Source organism: Pantoea cypripedii, from assembly GCF_002095535.1.
Lineage (GTDB): Bacteria > Pseudomonadota > Gammaproteobacteria > Enterobacterales > Enterobacteriaceae > Pantoea > Pantoea cypripedii.
On record NZ_MLJI01000001.1, the window covers coordinates 332,099 to 349,910 of the forward strand.

Sequence of the window (17,812 nt, forward strand, 5' to 3'; positions counted from 1 at the left end):
TGTGATGGGGATCGCAGATGAGCCTGAATAGTGATGTCGTCGAACAGAGTTTGCCAGTGGAGAAACCCGCATGGGGTGCGGTATTTGCCATGGCTTTCGGCGTATTCGGCCTGATTACCGCCGAGTTTTTGCCGGTAAGCCTGCTGACGCCGATTGCCGCTTCGTTGCAGGTGAGTGAAGGGCAGGCGGGACAAACCGTCACAGTGACCGCGCTGGTGGCGCTGCTGACCAGCCTGGTGATTGGCAATCTCACCCGTCGTCTTGATCGTCGCATGGTGATGCTGGCGTTTACTCTGTTGTTGATCGCCTCGGCGCTGCTGGTGGCCTTTGCAGAGGATCTCACCATGATCCTGCTGGCGCGGGTGTTGCTGGGCATGGCGATTGGCGGTTTCTGGACATTATCAACCGCCATCACCATGCGTCTGGTGCCGAATGACCAGGTACCGCGCGCGTTATCGATTGTATTTAGCGGGATTTCGCTGGCGACCATCATCGCCGCGCCGCTCGGCAGCTATCTGGGTGGGCTGATTGGCTGGCGTAATATTTTCCTGCTGACCGGTGCGTTAGGTGTGCTGGCGTTGTTCTGGCAGTTCTTTACCCTGCCTGCCATGCCGCCGGAAAACAAGGCGCGCAGCGGTGGCGTGCTGGACCTGCTGCGCCGTAGCGTGATGCGCTGGGGAATGCTGGCGGTAATTATGATGTTTACCGGTCACTTCGCCTTCTTTACTTACCTGCGTCCATTCCTGGAAAGTGCCGCGCAGCTTAACGTCAATCAGCTGTCGCTGGTGCTGCTGGCGTTTGGTGTGGCGAACTTCTTCGGTACCTCGCTGGCGGGTTATCTGGTGACGCGCAGCGTGTCGCTGACTCTGAGCGGTATGGCGCTGCTGATGAGCGTCACTGCGCTGGTGCTGGTGAGCTTCGGCGGCGTCTCGTGGCTGGTGGCGGCAGGTGTCGCGGTATGGGGACTGGCATTTGGTTCGATGCCGACCGGCTGGTCAACCTGGATTTCCCGTGCCGTACCGGATGACGCGGAATCCGGTGGTGGCCTGCTGGTGGCGACGATTCAGCTGGCGATCACCGCCGGTGCTGCTGCCGGTGGCTGGATGTTCGATTTGCAGGGCGCAGGCGGGGTATTCCTCTCCAGCGGTGTACTGATGTTGCTGGCGGCGATAACCATTTTCACCCGCGTGCGGCATCACGGCTAGCGATAACCCTGTAACGGCGCGATAAATCGCGCCGTTACGGTTCTAAACCTCCACCAATCACAGCGATAAATCCTGCCTTTTAACTAAAACGCAGATTATTAACACTGCGTGCAAAAGCTAACCATAACGTGCTTTTTATGGTCAGTTTTTTTGAATGATAACCGCAAATCTCTCCGCTTTTTGTTGATCAATTTTCGGCCTATTATTTATCTCAACAAGGCGATGACGCCTTACCTAATCAAATATTGACCGAGGAATTGACCATGAAATCTATCAAAACTTTTGCTGCTGTTGTTGCTCTTTCCGTCCTGCCTTTCGCCAGCTTTGCTCAGAGCGTGACGGCTACCGCGTCGACTCTGGACGGTGCTGAAGCGAAAATTGCTGCTCAGGCACAAGAAGCTGGTGCTTCCTATAAAGTGACAGAAGCCACCTTCAACAACGGCGTGCACATGACCGCTGAACTGACTAAATAAGTCAGTTAACAATCTGTGCTGACAGGGCGCCTCCGGGCGCCCTGGCCGCGTTTAAGCAGATAAAATCCTGTCGCTTTCTTTCGTAAATGATTACTATTCGCAAAAATAAAATCCTTCGTCGGCCTGCCTCGGGCTGCTTTTAACCATCTGGTTGCAATGTCGGGCTTTCATTCACTGCCGTGAGGCGGTGGTTTTGCTATGGAGAAGTCATGAAAGCGAATAAAACTGTGCAGTGGGCGCTGCGTCCACTGTTTCTGGCGACAGCCCTGTTTTCTACCTCTGCGGTAATGGCGGCAGATGCTCAGGAATTGAATCAGCCGATCTCGAAAGGTGCCTATGAACTGGCGTTCAGCAACAGCGATAACGCGCTGTTCCTGGCCACGTCACAAAATGCCACCAACGAAAAAGGCGGCACCGTCTATCGTCTCGACCCGCAAAGTCTGGCGGTAAAACAAACCATCGATACCGACCTGAAAGCCTTCGGTGCCACCATCAACCCCAAAACCAATGTCCTCTACATCGGTAACACCGTGAATGCGGCGGTGACGGCGGTGGATGCCACCAGCGGCAAGGTACTGAATACCCTGGTGCTGGATGGCCGCAAGCGCAGCGAAGATGTGCGTCCGCTGCAACCGCGTGAGCTGGTAGCCGATGCGGCGACTGACCGCGTGTATATCACCGGTCTGGGCCCGCAAAGCGTGGTCTGGGTGGTGGATGGCAAAACGCTGCAACTGATTAGCACCGTGCCGAACACCGGCAAAATGGGCACCGGTCTGGCGCTGGATTCCGCTGCGCAGAAACTCTACGTCACCAACGGCGACGGTGAGCTGGTCACCATCAACACCCGTCTGAATGCGATTGAAAAGCGTCAGAAAATCGACGCGGATAAAGATCATTTCTTCCTGAACATCGCGCTGGATACCCAGGGTCATCGCGCCTTCCTTAGCGATTCCAAACAGCCGCAGGTGCTGGTGCTGGATACCCGTACCCAGCAGGTCATCCACCGGATTGATGTACCAGAATCGCTGGCGGTGCTGTTCAATGCCGAGCGTAATGAACTGTACGTGACGCATCGCAAAGCCGGTGAAATCAGCATCATTGACGCCAGCAATTACAAAGTGAAACGCACGGTGAAAGCACCAGCCCTGCCAAACAGCCTGGCGCTGTCGGCGGATGGCAAAACGCTGTTTGTCAGCATCAAACAACCTGGCTCACGCAAAGAACCACCCAAAAATCCGGATAGCGTGCTGCGCATCGCGCTGTGATCACATTTATCTGAATTTGCAGGGCGGCTTGTGCCGCCCTTTGCATTTCCTGCCCCTGCTCAGCGTTTCTCTGCGCGTACTGCGCTACCTTTAAGTACCACAACACCAAAAGGGAGAACGTAATGAGCCAGTTTTTTATGCATAAGAAGTACGATCTGGTTAACGAAGCTATCGAAGGGATTCTGCTGAGCACCCCGTGGCATAACCTCAGTCGGCTGGATCTCGGTGATGAGATCCGCGTCGTGGTGCGCAATGACTGGGACAAAAGCAAAGTCGCGCTGATCTCCGGGGGTGGCTCCGGCCATGAACCGGCCCATGCCGGATTTGTCGGTAAAGGGATGCTGACGGCGGCGGTATGCGGCGATATCTTTGCCTCGCCGAGTGTTGATGCGGTGCTGAGCGCCATTATCAATGTCACCGGCGACGCGGGCTGTTTGCTGATTGTGAAAAATTATACCGGCGACCGCCTCAATTTCGGATTGGCGGCGGAGAAGGCGAAAAAGCTTGGCTACAAGGTGGAGCTGGTGATGGTGCAGGACGACATCGCCCTGCCAGAAAACCCGCAGCCGCGGGGCATTGCCGGGACCGTGCTGGTGCACAAAATTGCCGGTTACGCCGCCGAGCAGGGTAAACCGCTCAGTGCCGTTAAAGCGCTGGCGCAGCAGACGATTGAAGCCACCTCGTCGATTGGCCTGGCGTTTGGCACCTGCCATATTCCGGGTGAAAAACGCGATGATCGCGTGCGGGAAGGGCACAGCGAGCTGGGCATGGGCATACACGGCGAACCGGGCGTGGTGACGCTTGATACGCAAAATAGCCGGAAAATCAGCAGCATCATGACGGATAAACTGGCCCAGACGCTGCCAGACGGCAAACAGTCGCTGCTGCTGATCAATAACCTCGGTGGTTTCTCACAGCTTGAGCTGGCGCTGCTGACGCGCGAAGTGTTGCAGTCACCGCTGGCGGCACGCATCACCCATCTGATTGGCCCGGCCACGCTGGTGAGTGCGCTGGATATGAAAGGCTTTTCTCTGTCGTTGCTGGCGCTGGAGCCGCACTTCCTCGAAGCGCTGAGCGCCCCGGTGCAGGTGATGGGCTGGGTACCGATGTATGACTTTGCGCCGGTCAGCCTGCAAACCGCGACCGCTCCCCTGAGCGAACTGGAAGTCACGCCATCGCAGGATAAGGCCACCGCTGAAGTGGTGAAACGCATTACACAAACGCTGATCGAGCTGGAAAGCGACCTGAATGCGCTGGATGCCAAAGTGGGCGATGGCGATACCGGTTCGACTTTTGCTGCCGGGGCGAAGAAAATCCAGCGTGGTTTGCGCGAACATCAGCTGCCGCTGGCGGAGTTGTCAGTGTTGCTGGCGCTGGTGGGTGAGCAGCTCTCCACGGTAATGGGCGGTTCAAGTGGTGTGCTGATGTCGATTCTGTTCACTGCCGCCGGACAGCGGGTGGATGAGGGCTATGAGCTGCCGGAAGCGTTGATGTACGGGCTGGAACGTATGAAACATTACGGTGGCGCGCAGCCAGGGCACCGCACGATGATCGATGCGCTGGAACCGGCACTCTGGGCGCTGGTGGCGGGGCAGACCATGCAGGATGCCGCCGATGCGGCGAAGAAAGGCGCGGATGCCACGGCACTGATGCCGAGTGCCAAAGCCGGACGCTCGGCCTATCTCAACCAGCAAAGTTTGCACGGCGTGAAAGACCCAGGTGCGTTTGCGGTTGAGCAGGTGTTTGCGGCATTGGCGAAAAAAGGCTAATCAGGCACGCTGATGAGGCTCCCCCGTAGCGGCGCGATTCATCGCGCGGGTTTTACCCACAACGCGCACGAAATTGCGCGATAAATCGCGCCGCTACAAGGATGCGCATGAATGCGCATCTTTATTCTGCCGCTTCGCGCATCATCTCTTCGTGCGGGATATCCTGCAAAATCTGTTCAAAACTGCGCAGACGTTTGTAGATCGACATCAATTCCACCAGCGTTGACCACGAGGTAATCAGGTACTGGAACGACGAACGTACCTGGTCAAACACGTTGGTGATCTGGTTCAGCAGACCCAGCGTAATGGTGCCCGCCACAATCGACGGGAACAGCAAAAACAGCCCGAACACGTTATCGACCTGCAAATAAAGGATGCGGGTGATGTTGAAGTACAGATAGTGGAAATAGAGGCGGAAATAGTTAAAACGCACCCGGCCAAACAGCTCGGTGACGGTGGGGGGGGAGGCGCGCGATGCATCATCTTCGCCGTAAACCAGCTCTTTACGATAGGCCGCTTCCACCCGCTGGTTACGGAATTCCAGACCTGGCAGCTTGATACCCACCAGCGCCAGCAGACCGGTACCGAAAATCGACCACAACACCGCCGCGATCACCAGTGCGTAAGGGATATTGCCCAGCAGCGGGATATCTTTCACATGATGCGACAGGGTGATCAACACCGGCAGGAAGGCAATCAGCGTCATGATCGCCTGAATAAAGCTGACGCCCCAGTCTTCCAGCGTGCTGGCGAAACGCATGGTATCTTCCTGCACACGCTGCGCCGCACCTTCCACATGACGCAGGCGCTGCCAGTTGTGCATGTAGTAGTTATTCATCGCGGTACGCCAGCGGAACACCCAATGGCTGATGAAGAAGGAGTTCATCACACCAATCACCACCGCAATCAGCGCGATGCCTAAAAAGGCGACAACCTGCTGATAAAATTCACCGATCTGCACCGAACCGGCTTTAGTGAGCGCTTTCTGAATCAAATCATAGAACGGACCATACCAGGCATTGACCGCCACCCCGACCTGCACACCAAACCAGGTGACGAAGATAATCAGCGCGGAACCCCATACTGACCAGCGCTGCCACGGATGGTTATCGGCGATGCGCCAGGCGATGGCAAACAACGCCACCACCAGCCAGTAATAGGCGTAAAACCACAGTTGGCTGGCGGCGATAAAACGCAGCGCGTTATCAGGCAACGGTTTACTCATTGCTGCGGCAATGTTGGGCCACATGGAAGGTAAGTCGCTGGCAAAGCCAAACCAGGCAAAAATCGCCAGCAAACTCCAGATGGCCACCGTGCTGAAAAACAGCGCTGGCCGGGGAAAATAGGACTTAAACATAGACACTCCGCTGTTATCAGATCCCTTTATACCGTTTAGAGGCCTTAACTGTCTGTAGGCTGTTGTATCAGACCATGACAATGTCGCGCCTGCGGTGTAAAGCCGCTGCGCAAAATGTTAATTATTTTGTGCGAATTTGTGTCCTTACGCTAAATCTTTGTCATCAACGGTGTTACACTGCGACGCAATGTTACCGGTAACGGTGGCGCTGTATCCTTAAGCCCGCACATAAAAATCATTACAACGCAATCAGTTAACCTTTCATGCCACATTATATGCGGCACTGAGGCAATGTCATGTCAGAACACAAAAATGGTCACACACGCAGGGATTTTCTGCTGAGAACCATCACCCTGGCGCCAGCAATGGCGGTGGGTTCAACAGCGATGGGTGCACTGGTTGCGCCAATGGCTGCCGGAGCAGCAGAACAAAGCAGCGGGTCACAAACCGCCCGCGACTATCAGCCGACCTGGTTTACGGCGGAAGAGTTTGCCTTTATCACCGCAGCGGTGGCACGTCTGATCCCCAACGATGAACGTGGTCCTGGCGCACTGGAAGCCGGGGTGCCGGAGTTTATCGATCGCCAGATGAACACCCCGTACGCCCTCGGCAGCAACTGGTACATGCAGGGGCCGTTCAATCCCGATCTGCCGAAAGAGCTGGGTTATCAGCTGCCGCTGGTGCCGCAGCAGATCTACCGTCTGGGCCTCGCCGATGCTGATAGCTGGAGCAAACACCAGCACGGCAAAGTGTTTGCTGAGCTGAGCGGCGACCAGCAGGATGCCCTGCTGAGCGACTTCGAAAGTGGCAAAGCGGAGTTCACCCAGCTCCCGGCCAAAACCTTCTTCTCCTTCCTGCTGCAAAACACCCGCGAGGGTTACTTCAGCGATCCGATCCACGGTGGCAATCAGGGCATGGTGGGCTGGAAGCTGATTGGCTTCCCCGGCGCACGCGCTGATTACATGGATTGGGTGGAACGCGGTGAACGCTATCCGTTCCCGTCAGTGGATATTCGCGGGGAGAGGGCGTAACCGTGGCAAATGAATTGAAGAAAGTGGATGCGGTGGTGGTGGGTTTCGGCTGGGCCGGTGCCATCATGGCAAAAGAACTGACCGAAGCCGGGCTGAATGTGGTGGCGCTGGAGCGTGGTCCGCATCGTGACACCTACCCGGATGGCGCGTATCCGCAATCCATTGATGAACTGACCTACAACATCCGTAAAAAGCTGTTCCAGGACCTGTCAAAAAGCACCGTCACCATTCGTCACGACGCGTCACAGACGGCAGTGCCGTATCGTCAGCTGGCGGCGTTTCTGCCCGGCACCGGTACCGGCGGCGCGGGCCTGCACTGGTCAGGCGTACATTTCCGTGTCGACCCGGTCGAGCTGAATCTGCGCAGCCATTATGAAGCGCGTTACGGCAAAAACTTTATCCCGGAAGGCATGACGATTCAGGATTTCGGCGTCAGCTATAACGAACTGGAACCCTTCTTCGATCAGGCGGAGAAAGTCTTTGGTACCTCGGGCAGTGCCTGGACCATCAAAGGCAAGATGATCGGCAAGGAGAAAGGCGGCAACTTTTACGCGCCGGACCGCTCCAGCGACTTCCCGCTGCCCGCACAGAAGCGGACTTACTCGGCGCAGCTGTTTGCCCAGGCGGCAGAGTCGGTGGGCTATCATCCGTACGATATGCCATCGGCCAACACCTCAGGTCCGTACACCAACACCTACGGCGCACAGATGGGCCCGTGCAACTTCTGCGGCTATTGCAGCGGCTACGCCTGCTACATGTATTCCAAAGCGTCGCCTAACGTGAACATCCTGCCCGCGCTGCGTCAGGAGCCGAAGTTTGAGCTGCGTAACAACGCATATGTGTTGCGCGTCAATCTGACCGGCGACAAAAAACGCGCCACTGGCGTGACCTATCTCGATGGTCAGGGTCGTGAAGTGGTGCAGCCTGCGGATCTGGTGATCCTGTCAGCGTTCCAGTTCCACAACGTGCACCTGATGCTGCTGTCCGGTATCGGCCAGCCGTATAACCCGATCACTAACGAAGGTGTGGTCGGCCGTAACTTCGCTTATCAGAACATCTCGACGCTGAAAGCGCTGTTCGACAAAAACACCACCACTAACCCGTTTATCGGTGCGGGTGGCGCAGGGGTGGCGGTGGATGATTTCAACGCCGACAACTTCGACCACGGCCCGTACGGCTTCGTCGGTGGCTCGCCATTCTGGGTGAACCAGGCGGGTACCAAACCGGTTTCCGGTCTGCCGACCCCCAAAGGCACGCCGAACTGGGGCAGCCAGTGGAAAGCGGCGGTGGCGGATACCTACAACCACCATATTTCGATGGATGCCCACGGTGCGCACCAGTCATACCGCGCTAACTACCTCGATCTCGATCCGAACTACAAAAATGTCTACGGCCAGCCGCTGCTGCGTATGACCTTTGACTGGCAGGACAACGACATCAGGATGGCGCAGTTTATGGTCGGCAAGATGCGCAAAATCACCGAGGCCATGAATCCGAAGATGATCATCGGCGGCGCTAAGGGACCGGGTACCCACTTCGATACCACCGTGTATCAAACCACGCATATGAGCGGCGGGGCGATCATGGGTGAAGATCCGAAAACCAGCGCAGTGAACCGTTATTTGCAGAGCTGGGATGTGCCGAACGTGTTTGTGCCGGGTGCGTCCGCGTTCCCGCAGGGTCTGGGCTACAACCCGACCGGCATGGTGGCGGCACTGACCTACTGGTCGGCGAAAGCCATCCGTGAACAGTATCTGAAGAACCCAGGTCCACTGGTGCAGGCATAAGGAAAACGGCGATGATGAAAAGCATTCTGGCCCTGGTTTTGGGCACGCTGTCGTTCGCCGCGCTGGCGGACGATCAGGCAAATGACGCCCTGGTAAAACGGGGTGAATATCTGGCGCGCGCCGGTGACTGCGTGGCCTGCCACAGCGTCAAAGGTGGGCAGCCTTTTGCCGGTGGGTTGCCGATGGCGACGCCGATTGGCACCATTTATTCCACCAACATCACCCCGGATAAAACCACCGGGATTGGTGACTATAGCTACGACGACTTCCAGAAAGCGGTGCGTCATGGCGTGGCGAAAAACGGTGACACGCTGTATCCGGCGATGCCGTATCCGTCTTACGCAGTGGTGAGCGACGAGGACATGAAGGCGCTGTACGCGTACTTTATGCACGGCGTGGCCCCGGTGGCGCAGGCTAACAAAGACAGCGACATTCCGTGGCCGCTGTCGATGCGCTGGCCTTTAGCTATCTGGCGCGGCGTGTTTGCGCCGGACGTGAAAGCGTTCCAGCCTGCCGCCCAGGAAGATCCGGTGCTGGCACGGGGTCGTTATCTGGTGGAAGGTCTGGGTCACTGTGGCGCCTGCCATACGCCGCGCAGCATCACCATGCAGGAGAAAGCGCTCAGCAATGATGGCGCGCATGATTATCTCTCCGGCAGCAGCGCACCGATTGATGGCTGGACCGCAAGCAACCTGCGTGGTGACAACCGCGACGGCCTGGGACGCTGGAGCGAGGACGATCTGCGCCAGTTCCTGCGCTATGGCCGCAACGATCACACCGCCGCGTTTGGTGGTATGACTGATGTGGTGGAGCACAGCCTGCAACACCTGAGCGATGACGATATCACGGCAATTGCCCGTTATCTGAAGTCGCTGGGGGCGAAGGACGCCAGCCAGACGGTGTTTACCCAGGATGACCAGGTGGCGAAAGCGTTGTGGAAAGGTGATGACAGCCAGACTGGCGCGTCGGTGTATGTCGACAGCTGTGCGGCCTGCCATAAAACCGACGGCAGCGGTTATCAGCGCTTCTTCCCGGCGCTGCGTGGCAACCCGGTGGTGCTGGCGAACGATCCGACGTCGCTGATCCACATCGTGCTGACTGGCGGAACGCTGCCAGGCGTGCAGGGTGCACCGACGGCGATCACCATGCCGGCATTCGGCTGGCGCCTGAATGACCAGCAGGTGGCGGATGTGGTGAACTTTATTCGCGGCAGCTGGGGCAACGGTGCCAAAGCCACGGTGACGGCGAAAGATGTCGCATCCTTACGTAAGGATGAAACCGTGCAGGCGCACCAGGGTAATGCGGATATTAAGGTGCTGGAGCAACAGCAGTAATATTACGTTTGCCACGAGGGGATTTCGTTCGCCTCGGAGTGATTTCGTTCGCTATGGGCACTGGCAGTTTCAGCTCGCCAGTGCGGCGACCGAGCAAAGGGGACCTGGCCGTCCCCTTTGCATTCCCCGGCCTTGCGCCGCCTTCCTCGCCGCTTCGCGGCTTTTTCGCGCGATAAATCGCGCCGCTACACGCCGCCTTTCGCCGCATCCTTGCGGCTCATCCTGGAATCGCTCCCGCGCTCAGCGAGTCCGGATGGCGCTCACACCCCCGCTGCAACCGCGATGACGGTCTTTGGTTTTTCTTTTGTTGTTTGTTTTTATGAGATGGTCTTGCAGACGGCGGTGTTGGCGGCATTCGCAGCGCCGAGTGCAGAAGGAAGGCCAGGACGAGTCGCATGGATGCGACGAGAGCGCGGCATGGCGCGGATTGCAAAGGTCCGCGCCCTCGGACCTTTGCCCGTCCGCCTGCACAGGCGGCCCTGAAACTGCCTAAAGCCTGGCGGGCGGAACCCCTGCGGAGCTAAACCGGTGCCAGCGATTAAATATTTTCCAAATCAATGCCACGTGTCTTCGGACCGTAAATCCCCACTGACAGCATCACCATCAACATACTCAGCACGATAAAAGCAATCACCCCCTGGCTACCGGCATATTGCAGGATCATGCCGATGAGAATGCTGCTGAATGCCGTTGACAGGCGGCTGAACGAATAACAAAAACCGACAGCGCGTGCACGGATATGTGTCGGGAAAATCTCGGTCTGATAGGCGTGGTAGCTGAAGGTCAGCCAGGCGTTGCTGTAGGTAATCAGGAAGCCACAGATAATCATCAGCACCGGGCTGGTCATAAAGGCGAACAGCGTGCCGAACACCACCGTCATCAGCGAGGACAGAACGATCTGCCACTTGTTCTCGATCTTATCGGCGTAACGGCTGCAAATCAGCGAACCCAGCGGGTAGGCCAGCGTGATGAAAAACGCGTACAGCAGGCTATGCGTTACCGTTGCCCCTTTGCCGGACAGCAGCGCGGGCAGCCAGTTACCAAAACCGAAGAAACCAATCGCCTGGAAGAAGTTCATCACCACCAGCATCAGGGTGCGTTTGCGATACGCCGGTGCCCAGATCTCGCTGAAGCGGCCTTTTTTCGGCAGCTGCGCGGCGGCGTCGCGGTCGGAGAAGTCTTCGCCCGGCGCGATGCCACAGCGTTTTTCCATCTCGCTCAGCACGCGATGCGCTTCCTGATGGCGGCCCTGCTGCGCCAGCCAGCGTGCTGATTCCGGCAGGTTTTTACGAATAAACCAAATCACCAGCGAGCAAATCGCACCGGCAATCACCACCCAGCGCCAGCCTTCAAGGCCGAGGATGGTTTGCGGCACCAGCCACCAGGACATCAGCGCCACGGCGGGCACTGAAAGAAACTGAATAAAAAACGAGAAGGCAAAGGCGCGGCTACGCAGATGGGTCGGCACCCACTCGGAGAGGTAGGTATCAATGGTCACCAGCTCGATACCGAGGCCAATTCCCACCAGGAAGCGGCACAGGATAATCATCTCGGCGCTTTGCTGAAATGCCATCAGCAGCGAGAACGCGCCGTACCACGCCAGCGCGCACATAAAGGTCAGGCGACGACCAAAACGGTCCGCATAGGGAGCCAGCAGGCTGGCACCGACAAATAAGCCAAGAAAGGTGGCGGAGGCAAAGGCGGCCTGATCGGCAATGCCGAATACCCCCGCGCTGCCGGTGTGGAACACACCCGCCGCCAGTAGCCCGGAGCTGATATAGCCGGTTTCAAACAGATCGTAGAGTTCAAAAAAACCGCCCAGCGCCAGCAGCGTAATAAAACGCCACAGGCCAGCGGAAGAAGGAAGCGCGTCGATGCGCCCGGCTAAGGTACGGCGATCCGCAGCGATAATATCGCCAGCCACCCCGGTTGTGCAGGCAGTTGTCATTGTTGTATGAACCTCGGTATGACGGTGTTTGCAAAACTCACCAACGGCAGAGATTGGTTTTAAAAATAATTAACCGTTAGCAAGCGAAGGAACAGCAGAATAATCAATTACGGCGGGGATGCCGAGAGGTGAAGCGGTGAGATTTTAGCAATGTACGTTGCAATTCACGTAAGTGTGATCGCCGTCCCTGGCGATGCGGTTAATGCAGGCTGGGATACACCCCTGGGCCGATGGGTAAACCCAGTGCGTACCAGGCAACCAGCAGCACAATCCAGGTGACAAAGAACACCACCGGATAGGGGAAGATCAGCACATAATAGGTGCCAAGTTGCGCATCTTTTTGGTATCTCTGGAGGAAACCGAGGAACAGCGGCAGGAACGGCGACATTGGTGCCAGCGGCAGCACCGACGAGTCAGCGATACGGAAAATCATCTGGGCAAACGCCGGATGGAAGCCGAGCAGCATAAACATCGGCACAAACACCGGGGCGAGAATCGACCAGATGGCGGAGCCGCTGGCGATAAACATGCACAGGAACGCCGACAGGAACATCAGACCGAGAAACGCCGGTGCGCCGCTGATGCCCGCACTCTCCAGCATATCGGTCAGACCAATCGCCATAAACTTGCCCATGTTGCTCCAGTTGAAGAAGGCCACGAACTGCGACAACGGGAACACCATCACAATAAAGCCCGCCATACTCTTCATCGGATCAACCAGCAGCTGCGGAATGTCATCCGGGCGACGAATTTGCCTGGTCACTGCGCCATAGGCAATCGCCACCACAAAGAAGAACAGGATGATGATCGGCACAATGCCCTGAATAAACGGCGACGGGATGATGCCACCGGTTTTCGGGTTGCGCAGCGGCGCATGCTCCGGCACCACCAGCAGCGCCATCAGCCCAATAAACACCAGCGCAGCGATGCCAGCGGCTTTCAGGCCACGGTTTTCCTGCGCGGTGAGCGGCGGCAGGCGATCCTGATGGCCGCCGTTCCAGGCGGGCAGGCGCGGCTCGATAAACTTATCGGTCAGCAGCGCACCGGCAATGGTCAGCACCACCACGGAGGTCGCCATAAAGAACCAGTTATCGATCACGCTGACGTGTACTGTGTCGCTCACCGCTTTCGCCGCTTCGGTGCTGATACCCGACAGCAGCACATCAGTGGTGACAATCAGCAGGTTAGCGGTAAACCCGGATGCCACACCGGCAATCGCCGCCAGCAGACCCGCCACCGGATGACGCCCCACGGCGAGGAAAATCAGCGCGCCGAGCGGCGGCATCACCACCAGCGCCGCATCGGAAGAGATATGGCTGAAGAAGGCGATAAACAGCACCATATAGCTGGCGTAGCGACGGCTGACGCGGGATGCCATCTTCACCATCAGCGATTGCAGCAGGCCGACTTTTTCCGCCAGACCGGCACCAATCACCAGCGCCAGAATCGATCCCAGCGGCGTGAAGCCACTGAAGTTTTTGATGATGTTGGGCAGAATCCACTGCAACCCGGCGACGCTCAGCAGGTTATTCACCCGCACCAGCTCGCCATTGGTCGGATTCTTCACCGCCACGTCAAAATTGCTGAGAATGGCGGTGGCGACCATCAGCACCACGATCAAATACACGAACAATAAAAAAGGGTTCGGGACTTTATTCCCGACCCGCTCAATCCAGCCAAACAGCTTCCCTGGGCTGCGATTCTCCGTGGTGGCTTCCATCGGCATTTCCTCGTCTCGTTATGTTGTGTTTGCGTATAACTTTTATTTTTTATTGGCGACAGCATCCCGCGCCTGCGTGGGTGCGGGTTTATTATCAGGACGTCAGCTTTGAGGGCTGCACGCCGGGTGGAATCGGACACTGATACGGTTGTTGACTGCGCACGCGGGTAAACTCCTCGCGGCAGCGTGCCAGGGCGTCGCTATCGTTGAGCAGGGTGAGGGCGGTGGCGGCCAGCACTTTCGCCGCCAGGCACATCCCTTTATGGGCGATGGCGGTGCGGCCCTGCGCCACCAACTGCCAGGTATGCAGCGGCGTGCCGAAGGCAAAGCACGGGGTGAAGCACTGCGCGGTCGGCGTCACCCAGCTGACATCACCGACATCGGTGGAGCCATATAACAACTCACGCGTCACCGCATAAGGGGCCACTTCATCCATCAGCACCTTATCACCCAGCGCTTCAGTCCAGGCCACGCCAGCCTCTCCGCCGGTGCGCGCCGCATTCAGCCGCGCATTGCGCAGATCGTCTTTGGATAGCGTGGCGCGGATCTGCGTGGCAAAGGCGCGCTCCTCCGCGCTGTATTCCGGCAGGCCGAACTGGCGCAGATAACCGTCCATCACCGCTTCCAGTGCGCGGTTAGGAACATAGTTGGAACAGGCTTTATCGAAACGCACCGTCATTTGCGTGTCGGTCATCAGCGCGGCACCTTTGGCGATATTGATAACCCGTTGATAAATATCCTGGGCCTGGTCGAGCTGCGGGGCGCGAATCAGATACAACACCTCGGCATCGGCCTGCACCACGTTGGGCGACACGCCGCCAGCGTTGGTCACCGCATAATGAAGGCGCGCTTCCTGCACGATATGTTCGCGCAGAAAGTTGGCCCCGGTGTTCATCAGCGTGACGGCATCGAGGGCGCTGCGGCCCAGATGCGGTGAATTCGCCGCGTGCGCCGCCACCCCTTTGAAGTGGAATGCCGCCTGGATATTGGCGAGGGTGCTGAGGTTAAACATGCCGCTAAAACCTTCCGGGTGCCAGGTGACGGCGGCATCGACATCATCAAACAACCCTTCGCGCACCATATAGGTTTTGCCGGAACCGCCTTCTTCGCCGGGGCAGCCGTAAAAACGCAGCGTGCCGCGCTGACCCTGCTGCGCCCACCAGGCTTTGATGGCAAACGCCGCCGCGAGGCCTGCGGTGCCCAGCAGGTTATGACCACAACCGTGACCGTTGCCGTTTTCCACCAGCGGCTGCGGCTCGGCGCAGGCGGCTTTCTGGCTCAGCCCGGCTAAGGCGTCAAATTCGCCGAGAATGGCGATCACCGGCTTACCGCCGCCAATGCTGGCGATAAAGGCGGTGTCGATGCCGCCGACGCCCCGCTCAACGGCGAAACCTTCCTGCTCCAGCGCGTCGGCCAGCAGGGCGGAAGACTTCGTCTCTTCGAAACGGGTTTCTGGCACATCCCAGATGGCGTCGCTGATGGCGCTAAAGCGCGCCTGGTGCTGATTAATATAGCTATCGATAAAGTCGTGATGACTCATTGCTGGCTCCCGAACTGCGCCTGATTCAGCGCCAGGGTGGCCAGGGTTTGTACCGCTGTTGCCATAATCGCTTCGTCGAAATCAAACTTCGCGTTGTGATGGCCTGCTGCCAGCTCACAACCAAAAATCACATAGGATGCCTGGCCGCCGCGCTGCTGTACGCGCTCCAGCATATAGGTGGCATCTTCGGAACCGGCCGCCTGTTGTTTGGTGTCGACGACCGAGTTGAACAGGCCCAGCGCCTCGGCCTGTTGATGGATAAACGCCACCCACGGCTGGCTTGGCGTACAGCTGCGCGCGCCACCCATCAGTTTTACCTCAGATTCAACGCCGTACATCGCCGCTGCTCCGGCGATCACGCGCAGCGCCTGCTGATAAATATCGTCGTTCACCTGGTTGCTGACGCCACGCGTTTCCACCTTCATCAGCGCAGTATCGGCCACCACGTTGCGGCCGGTGCCCGCCTGCAATACGCCGACGTTAACGCGCGCCACGCCACCGCTATGCTGCGGCAGATTATGCAGAGCCAGCGTTGCCTGGGCGGCCGCCAGTAAGGCGTTGCGCCCCTCTTCAGGACGGCCACCGGCATGGGCACCGACGCCGGTGAACTGCACATCAAGTTTGGTGGTGGCGAGGAAACTGTCGCTGCCGCAAACGATTTCGCCAGCAGGCACGCCAGTGCCGAGGTGGATAGCGGTAAACAGATCGACATCATCAACCACGCCCGCCGCCACCATGGCTTTCGCGCCGCGCACGCCTTCTTCGGCAGGCTGGAAAATCAGTTTGATGGTGCCGCTCAGCTGATCTTTCATCGCCATCAAGACTCTGGCGAGGCCGAGGCCAATGGTGGTATGACCGTCGTGACCACAGGCATGCATCATGCCCGCATTGCAGGAGGCAAAACCTTCGCGTTGTGGCAGATGATCCGCCGCGCTGCTTTCATTCAAATCAAGCGCGTCCATATCGACGCGAAATCCCATCACCGGACCGGGGCGACCGGTTTCCAGCGTGGCGACTATGCCGCAAAAACCGCCCGAGAAGTGGCTGAGCCACTGCGGCAATGCGCCCTGTTCCAGTGCGCGCGCTTCCTGTGCTGCCAGCACTGCGTCAGACGGCAGTCCCATGCGTGCATCGGCATCGATGACTTCCCGGCCCAGTTTCAGCGGATAACCCAGGCGATGCAGCTCTTCGGCTACCAGGGTGGCGGTTCGAAATTCCAGCCAGCCTGATTCGGCAAACTGGTGCAGGTCACGTCGCCAGGTTTGCATCTGCGGTACCAGTGCACTGACGTGGTCGGAAAGGGTTTTCATCGGCGTATCCTTCAAGTTGGTTTTTTATGCATTCTCCCGAATCTACACAATGGTATTGGCGCGCATAAGATGGGAATATCTTATGCCTGATAAACAGCAGTTATCACCGAGCCACTATGTCCGCTAATTTAAAACTGCATCAGCTGCGCGCCTTTGTCGATGTGACCCGCCAGGGGAGTATCCGTGCCGCCAGCCGTCTGTCAGGGGTTTCACAGCCTGCACTGACCAAGGCGATCCAGGAGCTGGAGTTATCGCTCGGCGCGCGTTTATTTGAGCGGCGGCATCAGGGGGTAACGCTAACCGATATCGGTGATAACTTTTTCCGTCATGCCAGCCTGGTGCTGGAGGAGCTGCGCGTGGCGCAGGAAGATATTCAGCAGCGGTTGGGTCTGGCGGGCGGCAGGGTGAACATTGGTGTCGGCGGCAGCATTGCGCGCACCGTGATGCCGCAGGTGATTAACCATTTTCACCGTGAATATCCGCTGGTGAAGGTGCGTATCGTGGAAGGGCAGCTGGTGGCGATGGTGCACGAGCTGCGCCAGGGCGCGCTGGATTTCACCATCAATACTTACGATCAAAGCCACCTCGACCAGGAGCTGACTTACGAAAGGTTGATGGAGCGTGATTACCAGGTGGTGGTGCGTAAAGGGCATCCGATGGCCCATGCGCGCTCGCTGGCAGAGCTACAGCATTGCGACTGGACCATGCCAACGCCACAGGGAAGCTATTATCGTCTGCTGCACGATATGTTCGGTGAGCGTGGCATGGCACCGAAAATCGTGGTCACCTGCGAAACCTTTATGGCCTGTACCAGCCTGGTGGCGAAGACTGATTTTGTCAGCATCATCTCACGCGATGTGATTGAGGACCCGACGCACGGCGGCCAACTGCTGGCGCTGGAGCTGGACGATCCGCTGCCCAAAGCAACCTTCTACCTGATTCAGCGCAAGGACACCGCGCTGACGCCGATGAGCGCCTATATGGCCCAGCTGTTCCGCCGCTATTGTCAACAAAGGTAAGAGTGCGGCCCGGCTCGCGTCCTGTTTTCCTGCCACGCACTACACTTGGCATCG

General features: G+C 57.9%; 13 protein-coding genes. 8 read left to right on the forward strand and 5 right to left on the reverse strand.

Translation table 11 applies throughout. The annotated features are described in order from the left end of the window. Positions 1–17 precede the first annotated feature (17 nt). The 4 genes from HA50_RS01475 (at position 18) to HA50_RS01490 (ending at position 4,712) form a co-directional block, all read left to right on the forward strand. The gene (locus tag HA50_RS01475; RefSeq protein WP_084871873.1) at positions 18–1,205 is read left to right on the forward strand and encodes an MFS transporter; all 1,188 of its coding nucleotides are present in this window, start codon (positions 18–20) and stop codon (positions 1,203–1,205) included. 263 nt (positions 1,206–1,468) lie between these two features. Further along, a complete protein-coding gene (locus HA50_RS01480; RefSeq protein ID WP_084871874.1) occupies positions 1,469–1,678 on the forward strand; it encodes a YdgH/BhsA/McbA family protein in 210 nt (69 codons plus the stop codon). Between the two features lie 209 nt (positions 1,679–1,887). Then, entirely contained in the window at positions 1,888–2,943 is a 1,056-nt protein-coding gene (gene yncE / locus HA50_RS01485; protein WP_084871875.1) for a 7-bladed beta-propeller protein YncE, read from the forward strand. Positions 2,944–3,065: 122 nt separating this feature from the next. After that, complete coding sequence (locus HA50_RS01490) at positions 3,066–4,712, forward strand: dihydroxyacetone kinase subunit DhaK (RefSeq protein ID WP_084871876.1); 1,647 nt, start codon at positions 3,066–3,068, stop codon at positions 4,710–4,712. A 121-nt stretch (positions 4,713–4,833) separates the two neighbouring features. On the opposite strand, the gene sbmA is transcribed toward HA50_RS01490, so the two are convergent. Next, positions 4,834–6,069, reverse strand: a complete 1,236-nt coding sequence (gene sbmA / locus HA50_RS01495) for a peptide antibiotic transporter SbmA (protein ID WP_084871877.1) — start codon at positions 6,067–6,069, stop codon at positions 4,834–4,836. Positions 6,070–6,365: 296 nt separating this feature from the next. Between sbmA and HA50_RS01500 the strand changes: the two genes are divergently transcribed. The 3 genes from HA50_RS01500 to HA50_RS01510 are packed head-to-tail and all read left to right on the forward strand — an operon-like array spanning position 6,366 to position 10,221. Next, a complete protein-coding gene (locus tag HA50_RS01500) occupies positions 6,366–7,100 on the forward strand; it encodes a gluconate 2-dehydrogenase subunit 3 family protein (RefSeq protein WP_084871878.1) in 735 nt (244 codons plus the stop codon). Between the two features lie 2 nt (positions 7,101–7,102). Further along, positions 7,103–8,887, forward strand: coding sequence for a GMC family oxidoreductase (locus HA50_RS01505; protein ID WP_084871879.1), 1,785 nt, complete (start codon positions 7,103–7,105; stop codon positions 8,885–8,887). 11 nt (positions 8,888–8,898) lie between these two features. Next, entirely contained in the window at positions 8,899–10,221 is a 1,323-nt protein-coding gene (locus HA50_RS01510; RefSeq protein ID WP_084871880.1) for a c-type cytochrome, read from the forward strand. 538 nt (positions 10,222–10,759) lie between these two features. On the opposite strand, the gene HA50_RS01515 is transcribed toward HA50_RS01510, so the two are convergent. The 4 genes from HA50_RS01515 to HA50_RS01530 all read right to left on the reverse strand — a co-directional run bounded on the left by HA50_RS01515 (position 10,760) and on the right by HA50_RS01530 (position 16,739). Continuing rightward, positions 10,760–12,169: an MFS transporter gene (locus HA50_RS01515; protein ID WP_084871881.1), complete on the reverse strand. Its 1,410-nt coding sequence runs from the start codon at positions 12,167–12,169 to the stop codon at positions 10,760–10,762. Between the two features lie 199 nt (positions 12,170–12,368). After that, complete coding sequence (abgT, locus tag HA50_RS01520) at positions 12,369–13,889, reverse strand: p-aminobenzoyl-glutamate transporter (protein ID WP_084871882.1); 1,521 nt, start codon at positions 13,887–13,889, stop codon at positions 12,369–12,371. 94 nt (positions 13,890–13,983) lie between these two features. Further along, positions 13,984–15,429 carry a M20 family metallopeptidase gene (locus tag HA50_RS01525; RefSeq protein ID WP_084871883.1) on the reverse strand — a complete coding sequence of 482 codons (1,446 nt, stop codon included), beginning with the start codon at positions 15,427–15,429 and terminating at the stop codon, positions 13,984–13,986. Beyond that, a complete protein-coding gene (locus HA50_RS01530; protein WP_084871884.1) occupies positions 15,426–16,739 on the reverse strand; it encodes an amidohydrolase in 1,314 nt (437 codons plus the stop codon). Before HA50_RS01530 ends, HA50_RS01525 begins: the two co-directional genes overlap by 4 nt. A 116-nt stretch (positions 16,740–16,855) precedes the next feature. Here HA50_RS01530 and HA50_RS01535 point away from each other — a divergent pair, with 116 nt between their 5' ends. Continuing rightward, the gene (locus HA50_RS01535; RefSeq protein ID WP_084871885.1) at positions 16,856–17,758 is read left to right on the forward strand and encodes a LysR family transcriptional regulator; all 903 of its coding nucleotides are present in this window, start codon (positions 16,856–16,858) and stop codon (positions 17,756–17,758) included. Positions 17,759–17,812: the final 54 nt, after the last annotated feature.

What these genes read in the sequence shown, in the direction of transcription:
- HA50_RS01475 (WP_084871873.1), top strand. Translation starts at nt 18, where the DNA reads ATGAGCCTGAATAGTGATGTCGTCGAACAGAGTTTGCCAGTGGAGAAA.
- HA50_RS01480 (WP_084871874.1), top strand. Translation starts at nt 1,469, where the DNA reads ATGAAATCTATCAAAACTTTTGCTGCTGTTGTTGCTCTTTCCGTCCTG.
- yncE (WP_084871875.1), top strand. Translation starts at nt 1,888, where the DNA reads ATGAAAGCGAATAAAACTGTGCAGTGGGCGCTGCGTCCACTGTTTCTG.
- HA50_RS01490 (WP_084871876.1), top strand. Translation starts at nt 3,066, where the DNA reads ATGAGCCAGTTTTTTATGCATAAGAAGTACGATCTGGTTAACGAAGCT.
- sbmA (WP_084871877.1), bottom strand. Translation starts at nt 6,069, where the DNA reads ATGTTTAAGTCCTATTTTCCCCGGCCAGCGCTGTTTTTCAGCACGGTG.
- HA50_RS01500 (WP_084871878.1), top strand. Translation starts at nt 6,366, where the DNA reads ATGTCAGAACACAAAAATGGTCACACACGCAGGGATTTTCTGCTGAGA.
- HA50_RS01510 (WP_084871880.1), top strand. Translation starts at nt 8,899, where the DNA reads ATGATGAAAAGCATTCTGGCCCTGGTTTTGGGCACGCTGTCGTTCGCC.
- HA50_RS01515 (WP_084871881.1), bottom strand. Translation starts at nt 12,169, where the DNA reads ATGACAACTGCCTGCACAACCGGGGTGGCTGGCGATATTATCGCTGCG.
- abgT (WP_084871882.1), bottom strand. Translation starts at nt 13,889, where the DNA reads ATGGAAGCCACCACGGAGAATCGCAGCCCAGGGAAGCTGTTTGGCTGG.
- HA50_RS01525 (WP_084871883.1), bottom strand. Translation starts at nt 15,429, where the DNA reads ATGAGTCATCACGACTTTATCGATAGCTATATTAATCAGCACCAGGCG.
- HA50_RS01530 (WP_084871884.1), bottom strand. Translation starts at nt 16,739, where the DNA reads ATGAAAACCCTTTCCGACCACGTCAGTGCACTGGTACCGCAGATGCAA.
- HA50_RS01535 (WP_084871885.1), top strand. Translation starts at nt 16,856, where the DNA reads ATGTCCGCTAATTTAAAACTGCATCAGCTGCGCGCCTTTGTCGATGTG.